We start from the raw sequence: 18,887 nt of genomic DNA, 5'->3' as shown, positions 1-18,887 counted from the left end.
CGCCCGTCCAGGCGCTGCATTCAGAACTGGTACTGCGCCCCAGCCCCCGCATACCACGAGCGCCCCGGCGCCGCTTCGTAGTAGCGGTTATTGCCATCCCCCACAATCACCGACCCCACGTACTGACGATCCAGCAGATTATCCAGGCGCAGGGTCTGGTGAAAGGTCCAGTGCTCTACCTTCTGCTCAAACCGTGCGCGCCAGTTGAAGACGCTGTAGGCCGGCGCGGCGTGTTGTTGGTTGGTGTCTTCTACGTAGACCTTGCTGCGGTACATGCCTTCGATGGCGGTGCTGACCCAGTCCCGTGGTTTCCAGTTCAGTTCGGCGAACAGGGTGGTTTGTGGCACGCCGGGGAGGTAGTTGCCTTTGTCGATGGTGTTGGCGCCGCTGGTAAAGTCGCTGTCGTAGGTTGCGTGCAGGCGGGTGTAGGCGAGGCTGGTGCTCCAGTGGTCGCTCAGCTGGCTTTCAACACCCAGTTCGAAGCCGCGGCGCAACGTGCGACCGGCGTTCTGGTAGCTGGTACGGCCACCGATGGATTGCTGCACCACCAGTTCGTCCTCGGTGGTGATCTGGAAAATGGCGGCGTTGATCCGCGTGTTGTTCAGTTGCGCTTTCACGCCCATTTCATATTGCGTGCTTTCAGACGGCTTCAAGCCGAAGTTGAAGCCCTCGGCGTTGCCCGGTGCATAGGCCAGCTCGGCCTGAGTCGGGGTTTCAAAGCCTTTGCCTGCGCTGATGTAGGCGTGCAAGTCGGGGGTGAACGCGTACATCACGCTCATCGAAGGGGTGTTTTTCTGGTAGGTCTTGTTGCCGCTGGCGTCGCCATTGCTCAGGAACTGATCGTCAACGTCCATTTGCATCGTGCTGTGGCGCACGCCGGCTTGCAGGGTCCAGCGGTCGAGGGCCCAGTTGGCTTGGATATACGGGTCGAGGCTGCGAGCCGTGTCGATTTCGTCGCGGCGTAGTTGGCCTTTCACGCCGAGGGTGTTGCCGCTGTAGTTCTGATAGCCATGGCGGCTGTCTTCGCTTTGGTCGAAGTCCAGGCCGGTAATGATCGTCAGCTCGCCAGGCGCGCTTTCGATGGGCTGCAGCCAGCGCACGCTGCCGCCGTAGAACTTTCGATCAAATTGCACTACGCCACCGCCGCGTTCGTTGGCGGGCGTGCCCTTGGGGATCGACAGGTACTGAATCACACTGCGCCTCCCGGTGTAGGTATTGACCTGCAAGGTCGCGCCACCGAAATACCGCTCGTAATTCATCCCCAATTGCTGGTGATCGATACTTTTACGCGTGTTGTAGTTCAGCGCATTGGCGCTTACCGAGCGCGGGTCTGCCTTGTACGCTGCCCAGGTTTGCCCCAGTGGATCTTGCGTACCGTTCTGCTCCAGGCTGCTGTAGATCAATGCCAGCTTGCTGTCGTCATCGGGCTCGACATTGAGCTTGGCGAAGGTCTGGTCGCGGCGCGCGCTGCTGTGATCGCGGTAGCCGTTGGTGTCCATGCGCGAGGCGTCGAGCACAAACCCGGCGCCATTCGCCGCGCCCTCGGCGCTGAGGTGGTTCTTGTTCAGGCCGTCGCTGCCCACCAGGGTTTCGGCGCCGATACGCGGCGGGCCTTCACCGTCGCGGGAGAACATCTGGATCACGCCCCCGGCGTTGCTGCCATACAGCGTCGCCGCCGGGCCGCGCAGCACTTCGATGCGCTCGGCCGTGTCGAGGTTGAACGTCGCGGCCTGGCCCTGGCCATCCGGGGTACTGGCGGGGATGCCGTCGGCGATCAGCTTGATGCCGCGCACGCCGAATGCTGAACGGGCGCCGAAGCCTCGGGACGAGATCTGCAGGTCTTGCGCGTAATTCTGACGGTTCTGCACCACCAGGCCGGGCACGCGGGACAGGGCTTCGGAGGCGTTGATGCCGAGCTGGCCGTCACTGATCTGCTCGCGGTTGATGCCGTCCACGGAATAGGGCAAATCGAACGTCGGGCTGGCGCTGCGCGAGCCGGTGACCACGCTGGGGTCCAGGATCAGGGGCGTATTGTCGGCCTGGGCGGTGTTACACAGGCCCAGCAGTAAGGCAAGGCAGGTTGGGGCAGAAGGAGTCATGAAAAGGCCGGTTGGTAGCGCGCAAGTGAGGGGCGTAGGCGAAAATGTTACAAGTTTAACGACTCGCCCTCTGATTTGCCGAAATCCTTACCGCTGGGCGCAATGGGATGCATCCTACGCTTAGCGTCGACTGCGTAAGCCTGAAGCCTTGGTTCTGTGGTGTTAGGTTTTCGGTCTTTATTAACAAACAAGAAGAATCAACTATGCGGACTCCTATTCTGAGGTTGCTGGTATTGCTGGGAATATCGTTGCTCATGGGCGGCTGCGGCACTACGACCACGGTACTGCGTGGCGATGACGTCACTGTTCTGAACCTCAAGAGGAAGAAAACGTACTGCAACTCTGTTCCGCGTGTTTATAGCGGCGTGGTTTATGACTTGTGTGTCTTGCATGGACCGCCGAACTCCGCAAGTGATCTCTCGCTGAATGGTATTCCCTGGGGCATTCTTGATGTGCCCGTTTCTGCTGTCCTGGACACGCTCGTCCTGCCCTACACGATCTACCGCCAAAGCGCGGACGGCAGCATCGAGCTGCGCTAACAGCTTCCTACTGCTTTTAAGCTATAATCCCGCCCTTTAGCTGTTTCCCGCCCCGGCGGGAAACACACTTTTTTCAGGCGCGATGCGCCTGCATGCAGACTAAAAGAGGCTAGACCCCAGTGGCATTGACGATTCTTGGCCTGTCCGGCGCCCTTAGCCATGATCCTTCCGCAGCCCTGTATATCGACGGCAAGCTGATTGCGGCCGCCGAAGAAGAGCGCTTCGTACGCGACAAACATGCAAAGAACCGCATGCCCTACGAGTCGGCGAAGTTCTGCCTGGAGCAGGCTGGCATCAAGCCTTCGGACGTTGACGTGGTGGCGATCCCGTTCGCCCCGATCAGCCTGTTCGGCGAGGCGCGCTGGCACTACGCCAAGCGTTACTGGTACGCCCCGGACCGCGCCCTTGACGCGATCCTGATGGGCAACCGTCGCTACAAGCGCTATCGCAACAAGATCGTCTGGTGCCTGGAGCAACTGGGCTTCGATCCGAAGAAAATCAAGATTGAACCGGTAGAACACCACCTGGCTCACGCATCCAGCGCCTACCACTGCTCGGGCTTCCAGGAAAAAACCGCGATCCTGGGGATTGACGGCAAGGGCGAGTACGCCACTACCTTCTTTGGTTACGGCGAAAACGGCAAGATCCACAAGATCAAGGAATTCTACGATCCGGACTCCCTCGGCGGCCTGTACGGCGCAATCACCGAGTTCCTCGGTTTCGAAATGCTCGACGGTGAGTTCAAGGTCATGGGCATGGCGCCGTACGGCGATGCCAGCAAATACGACTTCTCGCGCCTGGCCTCCTTTGAAAACGGCGAACTGGTGATCAACACCGACTACGCCAACGTCATCGGCCTGCGCCGCTACAAAGAGAAGGGCAAGGGTTTCTACTTCTCGCCAAAACTGATCGAGTGGCTGGGGCCGAAACGCGAAGGCGACATCGCCGACGAACCGTACATCCACTATGCAGCCAGCATGCAGGCGCTGTTCGAAAAACTGGCCTTGCAGATGATCGACCACTACCTGGGCGACATCCTCAAGGACACCGGCAAGCTGGCCTTCGCCGGCGGCTGTGCGCTGAACGTCAAGCTGAACCAGAAAATCATTGCCCGTGACGACGTCAAAGAGCTGTTCGTACAGCCGGCTTCCGGCGATGCCGGCACCGCCGTCGGTGCGGCGGCCTACGTGTCCCATGCTCGTGGCGTACCGGTCGAGAAGATGGAACACGTCTACCTCGGCCCGTCCTACAGCAACGAAGACGTGATCGCCGCGTGCGCCAAGCACGAGAGCAAGCCGAACTGGCGCAAGATCGAGAACATGCCCAAGCGCATTGCCAAGATCATGGTCGACGGCAATCCGGTAGCCTGGTTCCAGGGCCGCATGGAGTTTGGCCCGCGTGCCTTGGGCGGTCGTTCGATCATCGGTTGCCCGAGTGCGACCGGCGTGGCGGATCGCATCAACCACCAGATCAAGTTCCGCGAGCGTTGGAGGCCTTTCTGCCCGTCGATGCTCGACACCGTGGCCCCACAGATGATCAAGGTCGATCATCCGGCGCCGTTCATGACCTTCACCTTCGAAGTCGCCGAAGAGTGGAAGACCCGTGTACCGGAAGTGGTGCACGAAGACGGTACTTCCCGCGCCCAGGTGCTCAAGCGCGAGTACAACCCGCGCTACTACGACATGATGAAAGAGCTGGAAGTGCTGACCGGTAACGGCGTGTCCCTGAACACCTCGCTCAACCGTCGTGGCGAAGCGATGATCTGCTCGCCGACCGACGCGCTGAACATGTTCTTCGGCTCGGACCTGCAGTACCTGATCATGGAAGACATCCTGGTGGTCAAGGACGGCGTGGACCCTTATGACGCCGTGGTTTAAATGCTGAACCGCTTCCAGGGCTGGCGTGAACGTGGCTGGGCGCCTGTCGAGGCCGAGGTTTACGCCCAGGCCTGGCAGCGTTACGGCGGCAGTGTGGCGACCCATCCCCAGGTGATTGAGCGGTTGGCCGGGCTGGCGCAGATACCTGTGCGCTACCTGGGCTGGGAGCACGGTGGTGAACTCAAGGGGGCAATCGCCACCTGGGGACGCGACCTGGCGCTGTCCAAGGATGTGCTCAAGCGCAGCGGCAAGAAAGGCCTGTTTGACCTGGGCAACGCCGAGATCATCCTGCCGATTGCTGCCGATGCGCAGCTGCCGTTGCGTCATCGTGCGCGCTACCTGTCGACGCTCAATCAAGGGCGCGTGAGCACCCTCAAGCCCCAGGCCGAGCAATTGGCCATGGCGCGTACTCCCGAAGACCTGTCGAAGAAGTTTCGCTACAACCAGCGGCGTGAACTGCGCCTGTTGGAAGAGGCGGGCGGCTTGGTAAGGGCGGTCAGTGAGTTTTCCAGCGTAGAACTGGCGGCGATCTATTGCGACCTGTTCCAGCGTCGTTGGGGCTTCCCGGCGGCGGGCGCGGCGCGTCTGGCCGAGGTGCTGGAGTTGCTCAAGGAATTCCTGTTCGGCTCGGTGCTGTTTCTGAACGACGCGCCGATTGCAGTGCAATTGGTGTATCAGGTGCAGTCCAACGAGTGGTTCAGTGCCGAGTATGTCAATGGCGGCGTCGACCCTGAAACCCGTGCATTCAGCCCCGGCAGCGTGCTGAGTTTTCTCAATACCCAAAGTGCCTGGGAGCAGGCGCGGGCGGCGAACAAGTCGCTGCGCTTCTCCTTCGGGCGTTCCGACCGTGAATACAAGGAGCGCTGGTGCAACCCGGTGCCGGTGTTCAGCATATGAGCCGTAAACAGCAACTGCTCAAGCGCCATCGGCGTAACAAACGTATTGCGCTATTGATCGGCGTGCTGGTGTTGGTCGCCACCGGCGTACTGGTCGCCTGGTGGTTGCCGCTGATCCTTGCAGGGCTGCTGTGGGCCGCCCATGAAGCCTGGTTTGCCGATCACCTGTTTTACTCGCCCAAAGACAGCTATGAGTATGCCTTCCCGGCTGGCAGCGAACAGCCCGGCTTGCGCCTGGAGGCGGGCCGGCTGCTGCTGGATACGCCGTTGGCGGCGGATGAAACCCTGATCGTCGGCGTTGAGTTGAAAAGTACCTGGCTGGGGCGTTTCTTCGATCCTGCGGTGGACCTGTTGGGCCTGCAAAGCCCGGACCGGCAAGCCTTCGAACGCGGCGTCGCTGGGCGGCGTTATCTGAACCTGACCGGCGCCGCCGAAGCCTTGGCCGCGGGCAAGCTCGAATTGCGCGGGCGTTTTTGCCGGATCAAGGGGCAGCCGACGCTGTGGCGCTTTCGCCAGCCGGACTATCGCCAGCAACGTGTGATGGTGATCGCGCCCCATGCCGACGATGCCGAGCTGGCTGCATTCAGCCTTTACAGCCAGGCGACTGAAAGCTGGATCGTCACGCTGACGGCCGGTGAAATCGAAGCCGAGCATTATCAGCACATGGGCCTGCCCAAGGCTGAAGCTGCGCGCCTCAAGGGCCGTTTGCGAGCGTGGGACAGCGTCGCCGTGCCCCGCTGGGCGGGCGTGCCCGAGGCGCAGTGCGTGCAGTTGGGGTACTTCTGCATGCAGTTGCAAGCCATGCAGGCCGCGCCAGATCAGCCTCAAGCCTCCCGCGAAGCCGATTTGGCCGATACGCGGCTGTTTCGCCAGTTCAATGGTTTTGCCCTGCCTGGCGATGCTGATGGCGCGCCGACCTGGCATAACCTGATCGCCGACCTGCGGGCGCTGCTGCTCAAGGCGCAACCCCAGGTCATCGTCTTGCCCACGCCGTTGCTGGACCCTCACGCCGACCATATCTGCGCCCACGCGGCAGTGCTGGAAGCCTTGCAGGGCCTGGAGTGGCAGCCCGACACATTGCTCGGCTACGCCAATCACCTGCATGATAACGACCGCTGGCCCATGGGCGATTCCGGCGCTGGCGTGGCGCTTCCGCCACGTTTCGATGGTGCTGTGGAACTGGTGCCGTGCAGTTTCGCCCTCGCCTTGAGCCAGCAGCAGGACAAGGCCATGGCCCTGGGCATGATGCACGACCTGCAGCCGCCAGCGCCGTTCAAGCGTCGGGTGCGTAGGTGGTTGCAGCAACTGCTGGCGGGCCGTAGTCCATCGCCCTATGGCGAGAACGAATTCTTCCGCAAGGCCGTGCGCCGTCACGAGCTGTTGTGGGTCCTGAAGCAGGACTGAGAGCCGATTGAAGGCAGGCCGTTATGCGCCTGTCGCCCTTTTTACCGGGCTGCGTGCCCGTAGCCAGATCGCTGCATGGAGAGTTATGAAGCCTCGTTTCAAGGTTTTGCAGTTACAGCCGGACTACAACGTCAAGACCCATGACTTCGCGGACTTGGGTGAGCAAATCGTCAAATCCCTGCCGGCTGAGCGCTTCGAGGTGACCTCCGGATTTCTCAGTGGGCGCCCGCTGCCCGGCCAGCCCCTGAGCGTGGCCGAGCACTCCCATTATTTCGAGCTGCCGGAAAAGTCCCTCAAGGGCATTCGCTTTGGCGCCATGTGGCAGATCTACAAGTACTGCCGCGAGCAGAAGTTCGACGTGGTCATCTGTAACCGCTTCAAGTCGGTGAACATGATGCTGTCGCTCAACCGCTGGTTGAAGATCCCGCTGTGCATCGGCATCTCCCACGGCTTTGGCGAGTACGCCCGTGGTTACCGTCGGCGTCAGACCCAGCGCTGGGTCAGCCCGGCGTGGCGCTTTGTCGGGGTGTCCGAAGCGGTCAAGGACTACCTGGTAGACCTCAACTGCGGCTTCACCCGTGAGAACACCACCTACGTCACCAACGCTATCGACATTCCCCAGGCCGAGGCTTTGCAGCTGTCTCGTGAGGACGCGCGCAAGGCCCTGGGCCTGCCAACGGATGCACGGATGATCGGCGCCCTGGGCCGCCTCGTGCCGATCAAGGGCCATACCCACCTGCTGCAAGCCTTCGCCACGCTCAAGGACAAATACCCTGAGGCGCAGGTGGGGATTATTGGTTCCGGCCGTGCCGAAGCCGACCTGCGTGCCGACATCGAGCGCCTGGGCCTGACCGGCCGTGCGCACTTGCTGGGCTTTCGCGAAGACGGCATGAAGTACGTGCGTGGCTTCGATATCTGGACCATGCCGTCGCTGTTCGAAGGTCTGGGCCTGGCCTTGCTGGAAGGCATGAGCGGCCATCTGCCGGTGATTGCCTCCAACGGCCCGGCGATGCTGCCACTGGTGCAGGGCGCGGGCGGCTTGTCCCATGATCCGGGCAACGTCGAACAATTGGCTGCGGCCCTGGACACTTACCTGGCCATGAGCGATGAACAATTGCGCGCCAAGGGTGAGGAGGTGTTCCGCTATCTGGAGGCCAACCACACCCTCGATGAGTTCAAGCACAAGTACCTGACCCTGATTGAAACCGGTTTGCGTGAAGTAGGTAGAGCATGAATCAGCCACAACCTCTGGTCTCGGTGATCATCGCTTCCTACAACCATGGCCAGTACATCGAGCAAAGCATTCTTAGCGTGCTGGGGCAGACCTACCCCAATATCGAGCTGTTGGTAGTCGACGACGGCTCCAAGGATGACAGCGTCGAACGCATCCAGCGCTTGCAGGCCGAGCACGGCTTTGATTTCCAGGTGCAGCAGAACCAAGGGCTCAGCGCGACCTTGAACGGTGCGATTGCTCGCGCCAAGGGTAGCCTCATCGCACCGTTCGGCTCGGATGACATCATGTTGCCGGACCGTATTGCCACCCAGGTGGCGTATATGGACGGCAAGCCGAAGGTGGGCATGTGTGCTGGCAATATCGAGCTGATCGACGGGGATGGCAACCTGCACCCGGAGAAGAAACAGCGTCGCGACGTGCCGTTTCGACGTCTGGACTTCGATGACCTGTTCCTGGACCGCAAGCCGTTTCCACCGGCGCCGACCATGCTGATTCGTCGCGAAGTGCTGGAGGAGGTCGGTGGTTTCGACCCGCAGATTCCCCTGGAAGACTTGCTGATCCAACTGAAGATCACGGCGGCGGGCTACACCATCGACGCCCTTGACGTGGTGATGGCCAAGTATCGCCAGCACGCCAGCAACACGTACAAGAACCACCGCTACATGATCCAGAACATCCTCAAGACCTACGCCAAGTTCAGCGAGCACCCGGCCTATGACGCGGTTCGCTACAACTTCCTGAACTCGATGTTTCTCAAGACCGCCGACCGCGACCGCCCGTTGGCGCGGGAGGTGCTCAAGCAGATCCCTTTGAAGTTCTGGGGGCGCAAGACCTTGCGCGGGCTAGTGCGGTTGTATCTGGCGCCGCTCAAGAACTGAACCGACGCCGCCACCTGTAGGAGCGAGCAAGCTCGCTCCTACAGGTGTTTACAGGCTCTGGACCTGCTCGCGGATTTTCGCAGTGGCCGCTGGGCTCGCCTCCGAGGCGTAACCTTTGACCAATTGTTCGAAGTGCGTTTCGAACAGCCAGTTGCGATCCTGAGGATAACGTTGCATGTGGCGCAGGTTGCGTTGGCGCAAGGCGTAACGCAGTGAAGACGGGTAGATGCGCAGGTCAGCCACGTCGATCAGGGCGAACTCACCGTCGTCCATCAACAACACGTTACCCAAGTGCAGCGAACGGAAGTACACGCCGCGCTCGTGCAGTTGCGCCATGAACCGTCCAAAGCGCTCAACCAGTGATTCACGCAGGCTGCTGTCCAGGCTTTGCAGCGCTTGGCGCAACGTCAGGCCGGGCAACGGCGTGTAGCGCACCGCGCTGCTGGCGTCGCTCAGGCGGTAGAGCCCGAGGATGTGCGGGGTAGGAATGCCCAGGGTGCGCAGTTGCTCGCTGTTGCTGGCAAAGCGCTCGGAGTACGGGTTGAAGCTGCCGGAGGTGTACCAGCGGCGTGGGCGGAACAGCTTGAGGAAACTGCCGTCCTCCAGGCGCAGGACTTTGGGACCCAGGCCATCGGCCTCAATCACGTGGGCGTTGCTGCAAAGTTGTTCAAACGCTGCGGGCTTGAGGTTCTGCACCGGCATGCGCAGCAGGCTGCGATGGCGCTGGGCGATGCTCAGGCCGGTGATAATTGCCAACGGAATCCACAGCAGGAACCAGTGCTCCTTAGGGCGCGACAGAATGCCGCCGCCTTCGGTCAGGCCCGCACCGATGCCGTAGGCCAGCAGTGACGAAGCCAGGATGAACAGCGGCTGGGCGCGTTGCTGCAGGCCTTTGTACAGGCCCCAACCGAGCATGAATATCCACGGGATAAAACCAATGATACCGACGTAGTAGAGCACCCCGAGGGCAAAGCTGTGAGGTTCGCGCAGTTGGTCTCCATCTGGCAGAGTCAGAAACAGCTCGGAGTCGTAACTATGACCGATCCACGGATGTTCGGAGATAAGCCGCAACGACATGCTCCACAGTTCCAGGCGGAATGAGCTGCCTCGTTCAGTAATCGATTCGGGGTATAGCAACAGGAGCGCGGCAGCACCCAGGACCATGCCGCTGAGAAGTAAAGCCGAGCGACGGTTGCGGCTGACAAAACTCATCCACAGGATGGACAGCGTCAACGCCACCAAAGGCGTACGTGAGCCGGTTGCCAGCACGGCCGCAGTCATGATTGCCAGCGCTGGTACGCTGAACCACAACACCTTCAGGCGCTGGGTGGTCATGCAGACGTACAGCCAATACACAGTGAAAAAGCCAAAAAGGTGCGAGCTGAGCAGCGGGTTATCTAGGGCGCCAAGGCCACCGATCATGCGCATGCCGGGCTGAAAGACTTTTGCAAACGCCACAACGTTACCCAGACTCACCACCAGCGCAATGATAGCAGCGCTAAAGAAGATAGGCTTGAACAGCTCATTGCGATAATGCAGCAGGAGGCCACAGCCACCAAACAGCATGAAGGTGTTCAGCGGCCGCTTGAACAGGTCGGTATCGGAACTGGGCTCAGGGCTCCAGAGCAGGCTGGTCAGAGCCCAAACGGAGAAGGATAGAAACGCAATAGCCAGGGGCTCTCTTAACAGATCCTTGAGTTCCCGGGGACGCATGAGCAGCAGAAACAAGGTCGGTACGCTGAACAGGATGTATACGATCCGATGCAGTACATTACGATTGCCGACGAAGAACAGTGCACTCAGGAGCAGCAACAAGCCAACAGGTAAAATCCACAGGACCAGGAAGTCGAAAACGCGATTTGAGCCATAGATAAGGCGCTTGGAGTGCATACAGTAGAGCCATTCCAGAAATAGAAAGCCAACCATCTTAAGCTAGTGGCTAAGTAATGTCGCCGGTAGGATCCAACCGGGCCGCGGCTTACGCCGGGTGCAAGTACAACAGAGAAGCTGTGCTAAAGTCAGCCTCCTTTTTCAAAACGCCGCGTGATATGACCGACTCCAGTCCGAGCGCAAGCCCTTCGAGCTTGAAAATATACTTCCGCCTGCTCAGTTACGTTAAGCCCTATATGGGCTTGTTCGCGTTGAGTATCCTTGGATTTCTGATTTTCGCGTCGACCCAACCGATGCTGGGTTACATCCTCAAGTACTTTGTCGACGGTCTCTCCAATCCGGAAGCTGTGCTGTTCCCGACCGTGCCCTTTTTGCGCGACCTGCAATTGCTGCAGGCAGTGCCGCTGCTGATCATCCTGATCGCGGCCTGGCAGGGCCTTGGTTCGTTCCTGGGCAACTACCTGTTGGCCAAGGTCTCCCTGGGTCTGGTCCACGACTTGCGGGTGCAACTGTTCAACAACCTGCTGACGCTGCCCAACCGCTACTTCGATAATCACAACTCCGGGCATCTGATTTCCCGCATCACCTTCAATGTGACCATGGTCACGGGGGCCGCGACCGATGCCATCAAGGTGGTGATCCGCGAAGGCATGACGGTGATCTTCCTGTTCGCCTCCTTGCTGTACATGAACTGGCGCCTCACATTGGTAATGATCGCGATCCTGCCGTTGATTGCCGTGATGGTCAGTACCGCCAGCAAGAAATTCCGTAAGCAGAGCAAGAAGATCCAGGTGGCCATGGGCGACGTGACCCACGTGGCCTCGGAGACCATCCAGGGCTACCGCGTGGTGCGCAGCTTCGGCGGTGAAATCTACGAACAGAAGCGCTTTTTCAAGGCCAGCCAGAGCAACACCAACAAGCAACTGCGCATGACCCGCACCGGGGCGATCTACACCCCGGCGCTGCAATTGGTGATCTACTCCGCCATGGCCGTGCTGATGTTCCTGGTGCTGTACCTGCGTGGCGACGCCTCGGCGGGTGACATGGTGGCCTACATCACTCTGGCGGGCTTGTTGCCCAAGCCGATCCGCCAGCTCTCGGAGGTCAGCTCGACTATTCAGAAAGGTGTGGCGGGCGCCGAAAGTATCTTCGAACAGCTGGACGAAGACGTGGAGGTCGACCACGGCACTCTCGAACGCGACAAGGTCAGCGGTCGCCTGGAAGTTCGTCACCTGAACTTCACCTACCCTGGCACCGATCGCCATGTGCTCAAGGACATCAGCTTCACCGCCGAGCCTGGGCAGATGATTGCGCTGGTGGGGCGCTCGGGCAGTGGCAAGTCGACCCTGGCCAGCCTGATCCCGCGCTTTTACCATCATGAAAGCGGTGAAATCCTGCTCGATGGCATCGAGATTGAAGACTACAAGTTGCTCAACCTGCGCAAACACATTGCCCAGGTCACCCAGCATGTGACCCTGTTCAGCGACACTGTGACCAACAACATCGCCTACGGCGACCTGGCCGGTGCACCTCGTGCCGATGTGGAAGCGGCGGCAGCGGATGCCAATGCGAAGGACTTCATCGATCAGTTGCCCAAGGGCTTCGATACCCAGGTGGGTGAGAACGGTGTGCTGTTGTCCGGCGGCCAGCGCCAGCGCTTGGCGATTGCCCGTGCATTGCTCAAGAACGCGCCGTTGCTGATCCTCGACGAGGCCACCTCGGCCCTCGATACCGAGTCCGAGCGGCATATCCAGGCGGCACTCGATAAGGTCATGCAAGGCCGCACGACCCTGGTGATCGCGCACCGTTTGTCCACCATCGAGAAGGCTGACCTGATCCTGGTGATGGACGACGGGCGGATTGTCGAGCGTGGTACCCATGGCGAGTTGTTGGCGCAGAACGGTTACTACGCCCGCCTGCATGCCATGGGTCTGGATGCACCGGTGCAGGCTGATATCACCTGATCCAACCGGCATCACGGTGTAAAGGAAATGTAGGAGCGAGCTCGCTCGCGAAAAACCTCAACGATAAACCGCGCTTCCTGAATAAACGCGGCGTCTGTGAGTTTTTCGCGAGCAAGCTCGCTCCTACAGAGAGCAAATCCCCTCCCACATTTGCCCTGCGGTGGTCGCAAGCCATCGCAAACCCTGTGCTAATATCGCGCCCCTGTTCATTTTGTATGTGGGTTGCTCCATGAAGTTGTCCATGCCGCGATTCAATCAAGCCGCTGTCTTGGTGGTCGGCGATGTCATGCTCGACCGTTACTGGCATGGTGGTACCTCACGGATTTCCCCTGAGGCTCCGGTACCGGTCGTCAAGGTCGAGCAAATCGAAGACCGCCCAGGTGGCGCTGCCAACGTCGCGCTCAATATTGCCGCCCTCGGCGCCCCGGCCTGCCTGGTGGGGGTGACCGGCGACGACGAAGCGGCCGAAAGTCTGGCCAACAGCCTGCAGGGTGCCGGCGTGCATGCGTTGTTCCAGCGCATCGCCCATCAGCCGACGATCGTCAAGCTGCGGGTCATGAGCCGTCACCAGCAGTTGCTGCGTATCGATTTCGAAGAACCCTTCGCCACCGACGCCCTGGCCCTCGGCGACCAGGTCGACGCGCTGCTCGACGGTATCAAGGTGCTGGTGTTGTCCGACTACGGCAAAGGCGCCTTGCAGAATCACCAGGTGTTGATCCAGGCCGCCAAGGCTCGCAACATTCCGGTGTTGGCCGATCCCAAGGGCAAGGACTTCTCGGTTTACCGAGGCGCCAGCCTGCTCACGCCCAACCTCAGTGAGTTCGAAACCATCGTCGGCGGTTGCGCTGATGAGCACGAACTGGTGAGCAAGGGCGCGGCGCTGATGGCCGATCTCGACCTGGGCGCCTTGCTGGTGACCCGTGGCGAGCACGGTATGACCCTGTTGCGTCCGGGTCACCCGGCGATGCACCTGCCGGCGCGTGCCCGTGAAGTGTTTGACGTTACGGGCGCCGGTGACACGGTAATCTCTACTCTGGCTGCGTCTATCGCGGCTGGCGAGGAACTGCCCCACGCCGTGGCCTTGGCTAACCTGGCCGCGGGCATTGTGGTGGGCAAGCTGGGTACTGCAGCCATCAGCGCACCTGAGTTGCGCCGTGCGATCCAGCGTTCCGAAGGCTCGGAGCGCGGTGTGCTGGGCCTGGAGCAGTTGCTGCTGGCAATTGACGATGCTCGAGCTCACAACGAAAGCATTGTGTTCACCAACGGCTGCTTTGACATCCTGCACGCCGGGCATGTGACGTACCTGGAGCAGGCAAGCGCCCAAGGCGATCGCTTGATCGTTGCGGTCAACGATGACGCTTCGGTCAGCCGCTTGAAAGGTCCTGGCCGCCCGATCAACAGTGTTGACCGGCGCATGGCGGTACTCGCGGGCCTGGGCGCGGTGGACTGGGTGATCAGCTTCTCCGAAGGCACCCCGGAAAACCTGTTGGCCCAGGTCAAGCCCGACGTGCTGGTCAAGGGTGGTGACTACACTGTCGATCAGGTAGTCGGTGCGGACATCGTCAGTGCGTATGGCGGCACGGTCAAAGTGTTGGGTCTAGTGGAAAACAGTTCAACCACCGCAATCGTGGAGAAGATCCGTAATAATGATTGATACTAAAAAATGGATTCTGATCACTGGCGGGGCTGGGTTCATCGGCTCGCATTTGGTCGATGCGCTACTTGCTGGAGGCTATTGGGTCCGTGTGCTGGATAACCTCTCCACCGGTAAGCGAAGCAATTTGCCGCTTGATAACGAGCGATTCGAATTACTTGAAGGTGACGTCGCCAATGCTGAAGAGGTGGCGCGAGCCGTTGTTGGTATGACGGCGGTGGTGCACTTGGCGGCAGTAGCCTCTGTTCAAGCATCGGTGGATGATCCCGTCGGCACTCATCAGAGCAATTTCGTCGGCACCTTGAATCTCTGCGAGGCTATGCGCAAGGCTGGCGTGAAGCGTGTGGTATATGCCTCCAGTGCAGCTGTATATGGCAACAATGGTGAAGGTGCTTCGATTGACGAGGAGACGGCTAAAGCTCCATTGACGCCCTATGCGTCAGACAAGTTGGCTGGCGAATATTATTTTGATTTCTACCGTCGCCAGCATGGCCTGGAACCGGTGATTTTCCGCTTCTTCAATATTTTCGGACCCCGTCAGGATCCGTCATCGCCATACTCTGGCGTGATCAGCATCTTTAGCGAGCGTGCTCAGCGCGGCTTGCCTATCGCCGTGTTCGGCGATGGTGAGCAGACCCGCGATTTCATGTATGTGGGAGATTTGGTTGATCTGCTGGTACAGGCCGTTGAGGTGCCAGATGCACCCTTGGGTGCTATTAATGTCGGTTGGAACCGTACCACCACCCTGAGGCAGGTTCTGCGGGCGTTGGAAGAGGCACTCGGCTCGCTTCCTGCTGTGACGTATGAACTGGCGCGCTCTGGCGATATTCGGCACTCCAGGGCGAACAACCAAAGGTTATTGGCCAGTTTCACGCCGCCCGAGCCTACCCCGTTGAAAGTGGGGCTGGAGCAGCTGTTGAACGGCTGACTGCTGGACCTGCATGAGTCGAGGTGGACAAAACCGTCCGCCTCGCGCCTCAATGAAAGGGTTAACGCATCAGCTTCTGACTTTTTTCTTCGGCACGATCTTGCGCAGCATCTGCCGTGCCTTGCCGGTCAAGCGCTTGAGCTTGGAGTCTTTTTCCGGTTCTGCCAGGCCCTGCTGCCTGAGCCAATCCTTCCAGCGAATCCGCTCATCGCGCACCAGCCAGCCTTCTTGCTGGGCAAAACTTTCCGCCAGATAGAGGCCGCGCGTGCTGGCCGGGTACAGTTGGTCTTTCTTGACCGTGTACAACTCTGCCAGTGGCTCGCCATCTTTGAGCGGCATCAAGTACAAGTCCGGGCGCTGACGGTCCAGGCGCGCCACCAGTTGGTCACCCTCCAAACGCTCATCCACATGAAACAAGCTGAGGGACTTGGCTTCCTTCGGCACTTCCAGGCGCAGGTCATAAATCAATTGCAGCGAGGCGGTCGGCAGGTGCACATAGGCCCGTGGGCGCTCGATCAGTTGCATGGTGGCGCAGCGTACCGGGCGTGCGGCGCCGGACAAGGGGCTGAGCCGAAACGGTAGGGCCTCGCGGTAATGCAGGGCGGCGGAGTAGGGCGCCGGCAGCCAGGTGTCGTTGAAGCGCCCGCCGAGCCAGCCTTCTGGGGTTTCGAGCAGACACTCTTCGGCAATTTCCTGGATGGCGGTGTGCAGCGGCAGGTTCAGTTCATGGGCCGGGACGTAGCCGGAGATCAGCTTGAGCACCACATCGCCACGGTCCTGGCGGCGTTGGCGCACCAGCACCCAGTAGTCCTTGTTTTGCCAGTGCAGGGTCAGGCGTACCGAGACGCCGAGGTTCGCCAGTTCCAGGGCGAAGCGTTCGGCATCTGGTACCTCGACCGGCTTGCGCCGTTGCAGGGTCTGGGCGAAGTTGAGCGGCATGCCGACGCTCTGGTAGCTCAGGCCTTCGGGGGTGGCTTCGACGTGCAGCGGCAGTGTCTTGAAGTTGCTGGGGTTCTTTCTTATGAGCGTACGCGGCATGTCGGCTCCTTCTTGCGACGGGGTCGGCCGCGTGGGCGGCATCAGAGTTGACGAATGACCCGGGCAGCAGTTGCTACGTTATGGGCCAGGTGCAGCGGATTAATGGTCCCGACAATAGCACTGGCGACGCCCGTTTGCGCGAACAACGAGGTGAAACTGGCCTGAATTGGATCCATTCCCGGTTCCAGGCATACGTGGCCGCTGGCCAGCGCCTTTTTCACCAGGATGCCCTTGCCGTGGGCGGCCGCATAGTCGATCACGGCCTTCTCAGCCTGTTCGTTGAGGTTGTAGGTGACCATCGCACAGTCGCCCTGCTCCAGCGCTTTCACCCCGCCTTCGACGGTTTTGCCGGAGAAGCCGAAACCGCGGATCTTGCCGTCTTTCTTCAGCTGCGCCAGGGTCTGGTAAACCTCGCAATCATTGAGGATATGCAAGTCGTTGCCGTCGGAGTGCACCAGCACCAGGTCGATAAAATCCGTTTCAAGTCGTTTCAGGCTGCGTTCAATCGACATTCGCGTATGGGCCGCGCTGAAATCGTGGTGGGACACGCCATTGGCAAACTCTTCGCCAACCTTGCTGACGATTACCCAGTCCTTGCGCTGGTCACGCAGCAGCGGCCCCAGGCGCTCTTCGCTCATGCCGTAGGCCGGCGCGGTGTCGATCAGGTTGATGCCCAGCTCGCGGGCCTGGCGCAACAACATGCGGGCGTCGTCGTCGCCAGGGATCTGAAAGCCGTTGGGATATTTCACCCCTTGGTCGCGGCCCAACTTGACGGTGCCCAGGCCGAGGGGCGACACCAGCAGGCCGGTGCTGCCCAGGGGGCGATGCAGGTCGTGCAGGGTTGGCAGGCTCATGGCAACAGTTGCTCCCAGGCGGGTTGGCCGATTGCCGGGGTTGGCAGTTCGGGCAGAGGGGCGCTGGCGCTGGGGCGTATGCCGTCGCGCTCCAGGGCGTGGAGTACGCGGTCGGCGAAGTCCGGCGCCAGGGCCAGTTTGGTGGGCCAGCCCACCAGCAGACGGCCGTCTTCGGCAAGGAACGCGTTATCGGGACGGCTCAGCCCCGATTGCAGCGGCTCGGCGCGATCCACCCGCAGGGTGGCCCACTGAGTCTGGCTCATGTCGATCCAGGGCAGCAGTTGCGCCAGCTCTTTTTGCGCGGTGGCGATCTGTTCTTGCGGCGTACGCGCCACACCGTCAGCCTCGGCGATATCGCCGCCCATGTACCACACCCAGTTGCCGTCGGCGGCCGGGTGGGTGGTTACGGTGATCCGCGGCTTGGTGCCGCCGCCCAGGCAGTGGGCGTACAGCGGCTTGAGGCCGGGGCCTTTGGCGATGATCATGTGCAGCGGGCGTTTTTGCATGGCCGGCTGGCTATGGCCCAGGGCGGCGAGCAAGTCTGCCGTGCCGCCGCCAGCGCTCAGGACTATGCGTTGGGCGCGGATTTCACGGCCATCGACCTTCAAGCCCACCAGGGTGCCACCCTCCAGCAACGGTTCGATGTGCTGACCAGCAAGCAGACCGTCACCGGCCAATTGCGCCAGGCGGTTGATCAGGCTGGGCACGTCCACCACCAGCTCGGCCAGGCGATAGACCTTGCCTTTGAAGCGACGGTCCTGCAGCGCCAAGGGCAGTTCGTCGCCCTTGACCTGATCGACGCGGCCACGCACGGCCTTGCTGGCAAAAAAGCTGGTGAGGTTGCCGGCAATCGTGCCGGGCGACCACAAGTAATGCGCCTGGGACAGCACGCGCACACCGGACAGGTCCAGCTCGCCGCTGCCGGCCAGGGCTTCACGCCAGCGGCGCGGCATATCGGCAATGGCTTCGGAGGCGCCGGTGAGGGCGCCATGCAGGGCGTATTTCGCACCGCCGTGAATGATCCCCTGGGACTTCAGGCTTTGCCCGCCGCCCAGGGTGGCGCTTTCCACCAGTACCGTGGAAAACCCCTGGCCGCGCAGGCGCGCATTGAGCCAGAGGCCGGCAACCCCGGCGCCGACAATCAGAACGTCGGTGGAAATAACGGATGGCATCGGCGACCTCAGTGTTCAAGACAAGAGGCGCAGTATACAGGCTGTTGAGTGGCGGTCAGTGCCCGGCGGTTTTCGAGAACAGCTGAATCACCACCACGCCCAGCACAATCAGGCCCATCCCCAGCATCGCCGGTACATCCAGCTTCTGCCCATAGATGAACAACGCCGCGATGCTGACCATCACGATGCCCATCCCGGCCCATACCGCGTATGCCACGCCGACCGGCACGGTGCGTACCACTAGGGTCAGCATCCAGAACGCCACGCCGTAACCGACGATCACCAGCAGCAACGGGATAGGGGTGCTCCAGCCTTTGATGGCTTTCATGGAAACGGTGGCGATCACTTCCGAGCAGATGGCGATGGCCAAGTAGTAGTAGGCGGCATTCATGGGGCAATCCTCGACGTGATGCGCATTTGATAAGGTCGGCATTCTAGAGGTTCGCCAGATGGGGTAAAG

At 60.8% G+C, this 18,887-nt stretch carries 15 protein-coding genes; 9 read left to right on the top strand and 6 right to left on the bottom strand.

Translation table 11 applies throughout. The features are described 5' to 3' along the window. Positions 1-20: 20 nt before the first annotated feature. Positions 21-2,099 carry a TonB-dependent receptor gene (locus FXO12_RS15975; protein WP_054896242.1) on the bottom strand — a complete coding sequence of 693 codons (2,079 nt, stop codon included), beginning with the start codon at positions 2,097-2,099 and terminating at the stop codon, positions 21-23. Between the two features lie 203 nt (positions 2,100-2,302). Between FXO12_RS15975 and FXO12_RS15970 the strand changes: the two genes are divergently transcribed. From FXO12_RS15970 to FXO12_RS15945, 6 genes are all read left to right on the top strand, one after another. Then, positions 2,303-2,638, top strand: coding sequence for a YceK/YidQ family lipoprotein (locus FXO12_RS15970; protein ID WP_054896243.1), 336 nt, complete (start codon positions 2,303-2,305; stop codon positions 2,636-2,638). A 119-nt stretch (positions 2,639-2,757) separates the two neighbouring features. Continuing rightward, positions 2,758-4,515 carry a carbamoyltransferase gene (locus FXO12_RS15965; RefSeq protein ID WP_014716634.1) on the top strand — a complete coding sequence of 586 codons (1,758 nt, stop codon included), beginning with the start codon at positions 2,758-2,760 and terminating at the stop codon, positions 4,513-4,515. Then, positions 4,516-5,412: a GNAT family N-acetyltransferase gene (locus tag FXO12_RS15960; RefSeq protein ID WP_057975425.1), complete on the top strand. Its 897-nt coding sequence runs from the start codon at positions 4,516-4,518 to the stop codon at positions 5,410-5,412. Next, entirely contained in the window at positions 5,409-6,815 is a 1,407-nt protein-coding gene (locus FXO12_RS15955) for a PIG-L family deacetylase (protein WP_057975426.1), read from the top strand. The genes FXO12_RS15960 and FXO12_RS15955 overlap by 4 nt, the downstream gene beginning before the upstream one ends. An 85-nt stretch (positions 6,816-6,900) precedes the next feature. Next, complete coding sequence (locus FXO12_RS15950; RefSeq protein ID WP_057975427.1) at positions 6,901-8,049, top strand: glycosyltransferase family 4 protein; 1,149 nt, start codon at positions 6,901-6,903, stop codon at positions 8,047-8,049. Beyond that, positions 8,046-8,927, top strand: a complete 882-nt coding sequence (locus FXO12_RS15945) for a glycosyltransferase (RefSeq protein WP_054896247.1) — start codon at positions 8,046-8,048, stop codon at positions 8,925-8,927. The genes FXO12_RS15950 and FXO12_RS15945 overlap by 4 nt, the downstream gene beginning before the upstream one ends. Positions 8,928-8,975: 48 nt before the next feature. Here FXO12_RS15945 and FXO12_RS15940 read toward each other — a convergent pair whose 3' ends face one another. Continuing rightward, entirely contained in the window at positions 8,976-10,817 is a 1,842-nt protein-coding gene (locus tag FXO12_RS15940; RefSeq protein ID WP_054896248.1) for a bifunctional O-antigen ligase/aminoglycoside phosphotransferase family protein, read from the bottom strand. A gap of 158 nt (positions 10,818-10,975) precedes the next feature. Between FXO12_RS15940 and msbA the strand changes: the two genes are divergently transcribed. From msbA to FXO12_RS15925, 3 genes are all read left to right on the top strand, one after another. Further along, on the top strand, positions 10,976-12,781 hold the full coding sequence (gene msbA, locus FXO12_RS15935) for a lipid A export permease/ATP-binding protein MsbA (protein WP_054918872.1): 1,806 nt from the start codon (positions 10,976-10,978) through the stop codon (positions 12,779-12,781). A 229-nt stretch (positions 12,782-13,010) separates the two neighbouring features. Further along, a complete protein-coding gene (gene hldE, locus FXO12_RS15930) occupies positions 13,011-14,435 on the top strand; it encodes a bifunctional D-glycero-beta-D-manno-heptose-7-phosphate kinase/D-glycero-beta-D-manno-heptose 1-phosphate adenylyltransferase HldE (protein WP_054896276.1) in 1,425 nt (474 codons plus the stop codon). Further along, entirely contained in the window at positions 14,428-15,363 is a 936-nt protein-coding gene (locus FXO12_RS15925) for an NAD-dependent epimerase/dehydratase family protein (RefSeq protein ID WP_054896249.1), read from the top strand. Before hldE ends, FXO12_RS15925 begins: the two co-directional genes overlap by 8 nt. Before the next feature lie 69 nt (positions 15,364-15,432). Here FXO12_RS15925 and FXO12_RS15920 read toward each other — a convergent pair whose 3' ends face one another. Genes FXO12_RS15920 through FXO12_RS15905 form a run of 4 tightly spaced genes read right to left on the bottom strand, consistent with a single transcriptional unit; the run spans position 15,433 to position 18,818 of the window. Beyond that, positions 15,433-16,401 (bottom strand): hypothetical protein, encoded by a 969-nt coding sequence (locus FXO12_RS15920; protein ID WP_056782735.1) that lies wholly within the window; start codon positions 16,399-16,401, stop codon positions 15,433-15,435. 41 nt (positions 16,402-16,442) lie between these two features. Continuing rightward, complete coding sequence (locus FXO12_RS15915; protein ID WP_057975428.1) at positions 16,443-17,255, bottom strand: aldo/keto reductase; 813 nt, start codon at positions 17,253-17,255, stop codon at positions 16,443-16,445. Continuing rightward, positions 17,252-18,427 (bottom strand): FAD-binding oxidoreductase, encoded by a 1,176-nt coding sequence (locus tag FXO12_RS15910; protein WP_057975429.1) that lies wholly within the window; start codon positions 18,425-18,427, stop codon positions 17,252-17,254. The genes FXO12_RS15915 and FXO12_RS15910 overlap by 4 nt, the downstream gene beginning before the upstream one ends. A gap of 55 nt (positions 18,428-18,482) precedes the next feature. Beyond that, positions 18,483-18,818 (bottom strand): multidrug efflux SMR transporter, encoded by a 336-nt coding sequence (locus tag FXO12_RS15905; protein WP_003188013.1) that lies wholly within the window; start codon positions 18,816-18,818, stop codon positions 18,483-18,485. Positions 18,819-18,887: the final 69 nt, after the last annotated feature.

The sequence above is a fragment of the Pseudomonas sp. J380 genome (assembly GCF_009827115.1).
GTDB classification, from domain to species: Bacteria; Pseudomonadota; Gammaproteobacteria; order Pseudomonadales; family Pseudomonadaceae; genus Aquipseudomonas; species Aquipseudomonas paracarnis.
Note: the sequence above shows the minus strand (reverse complement) of the source record. Positions and strands in the feature narration are given on the sequence as shown.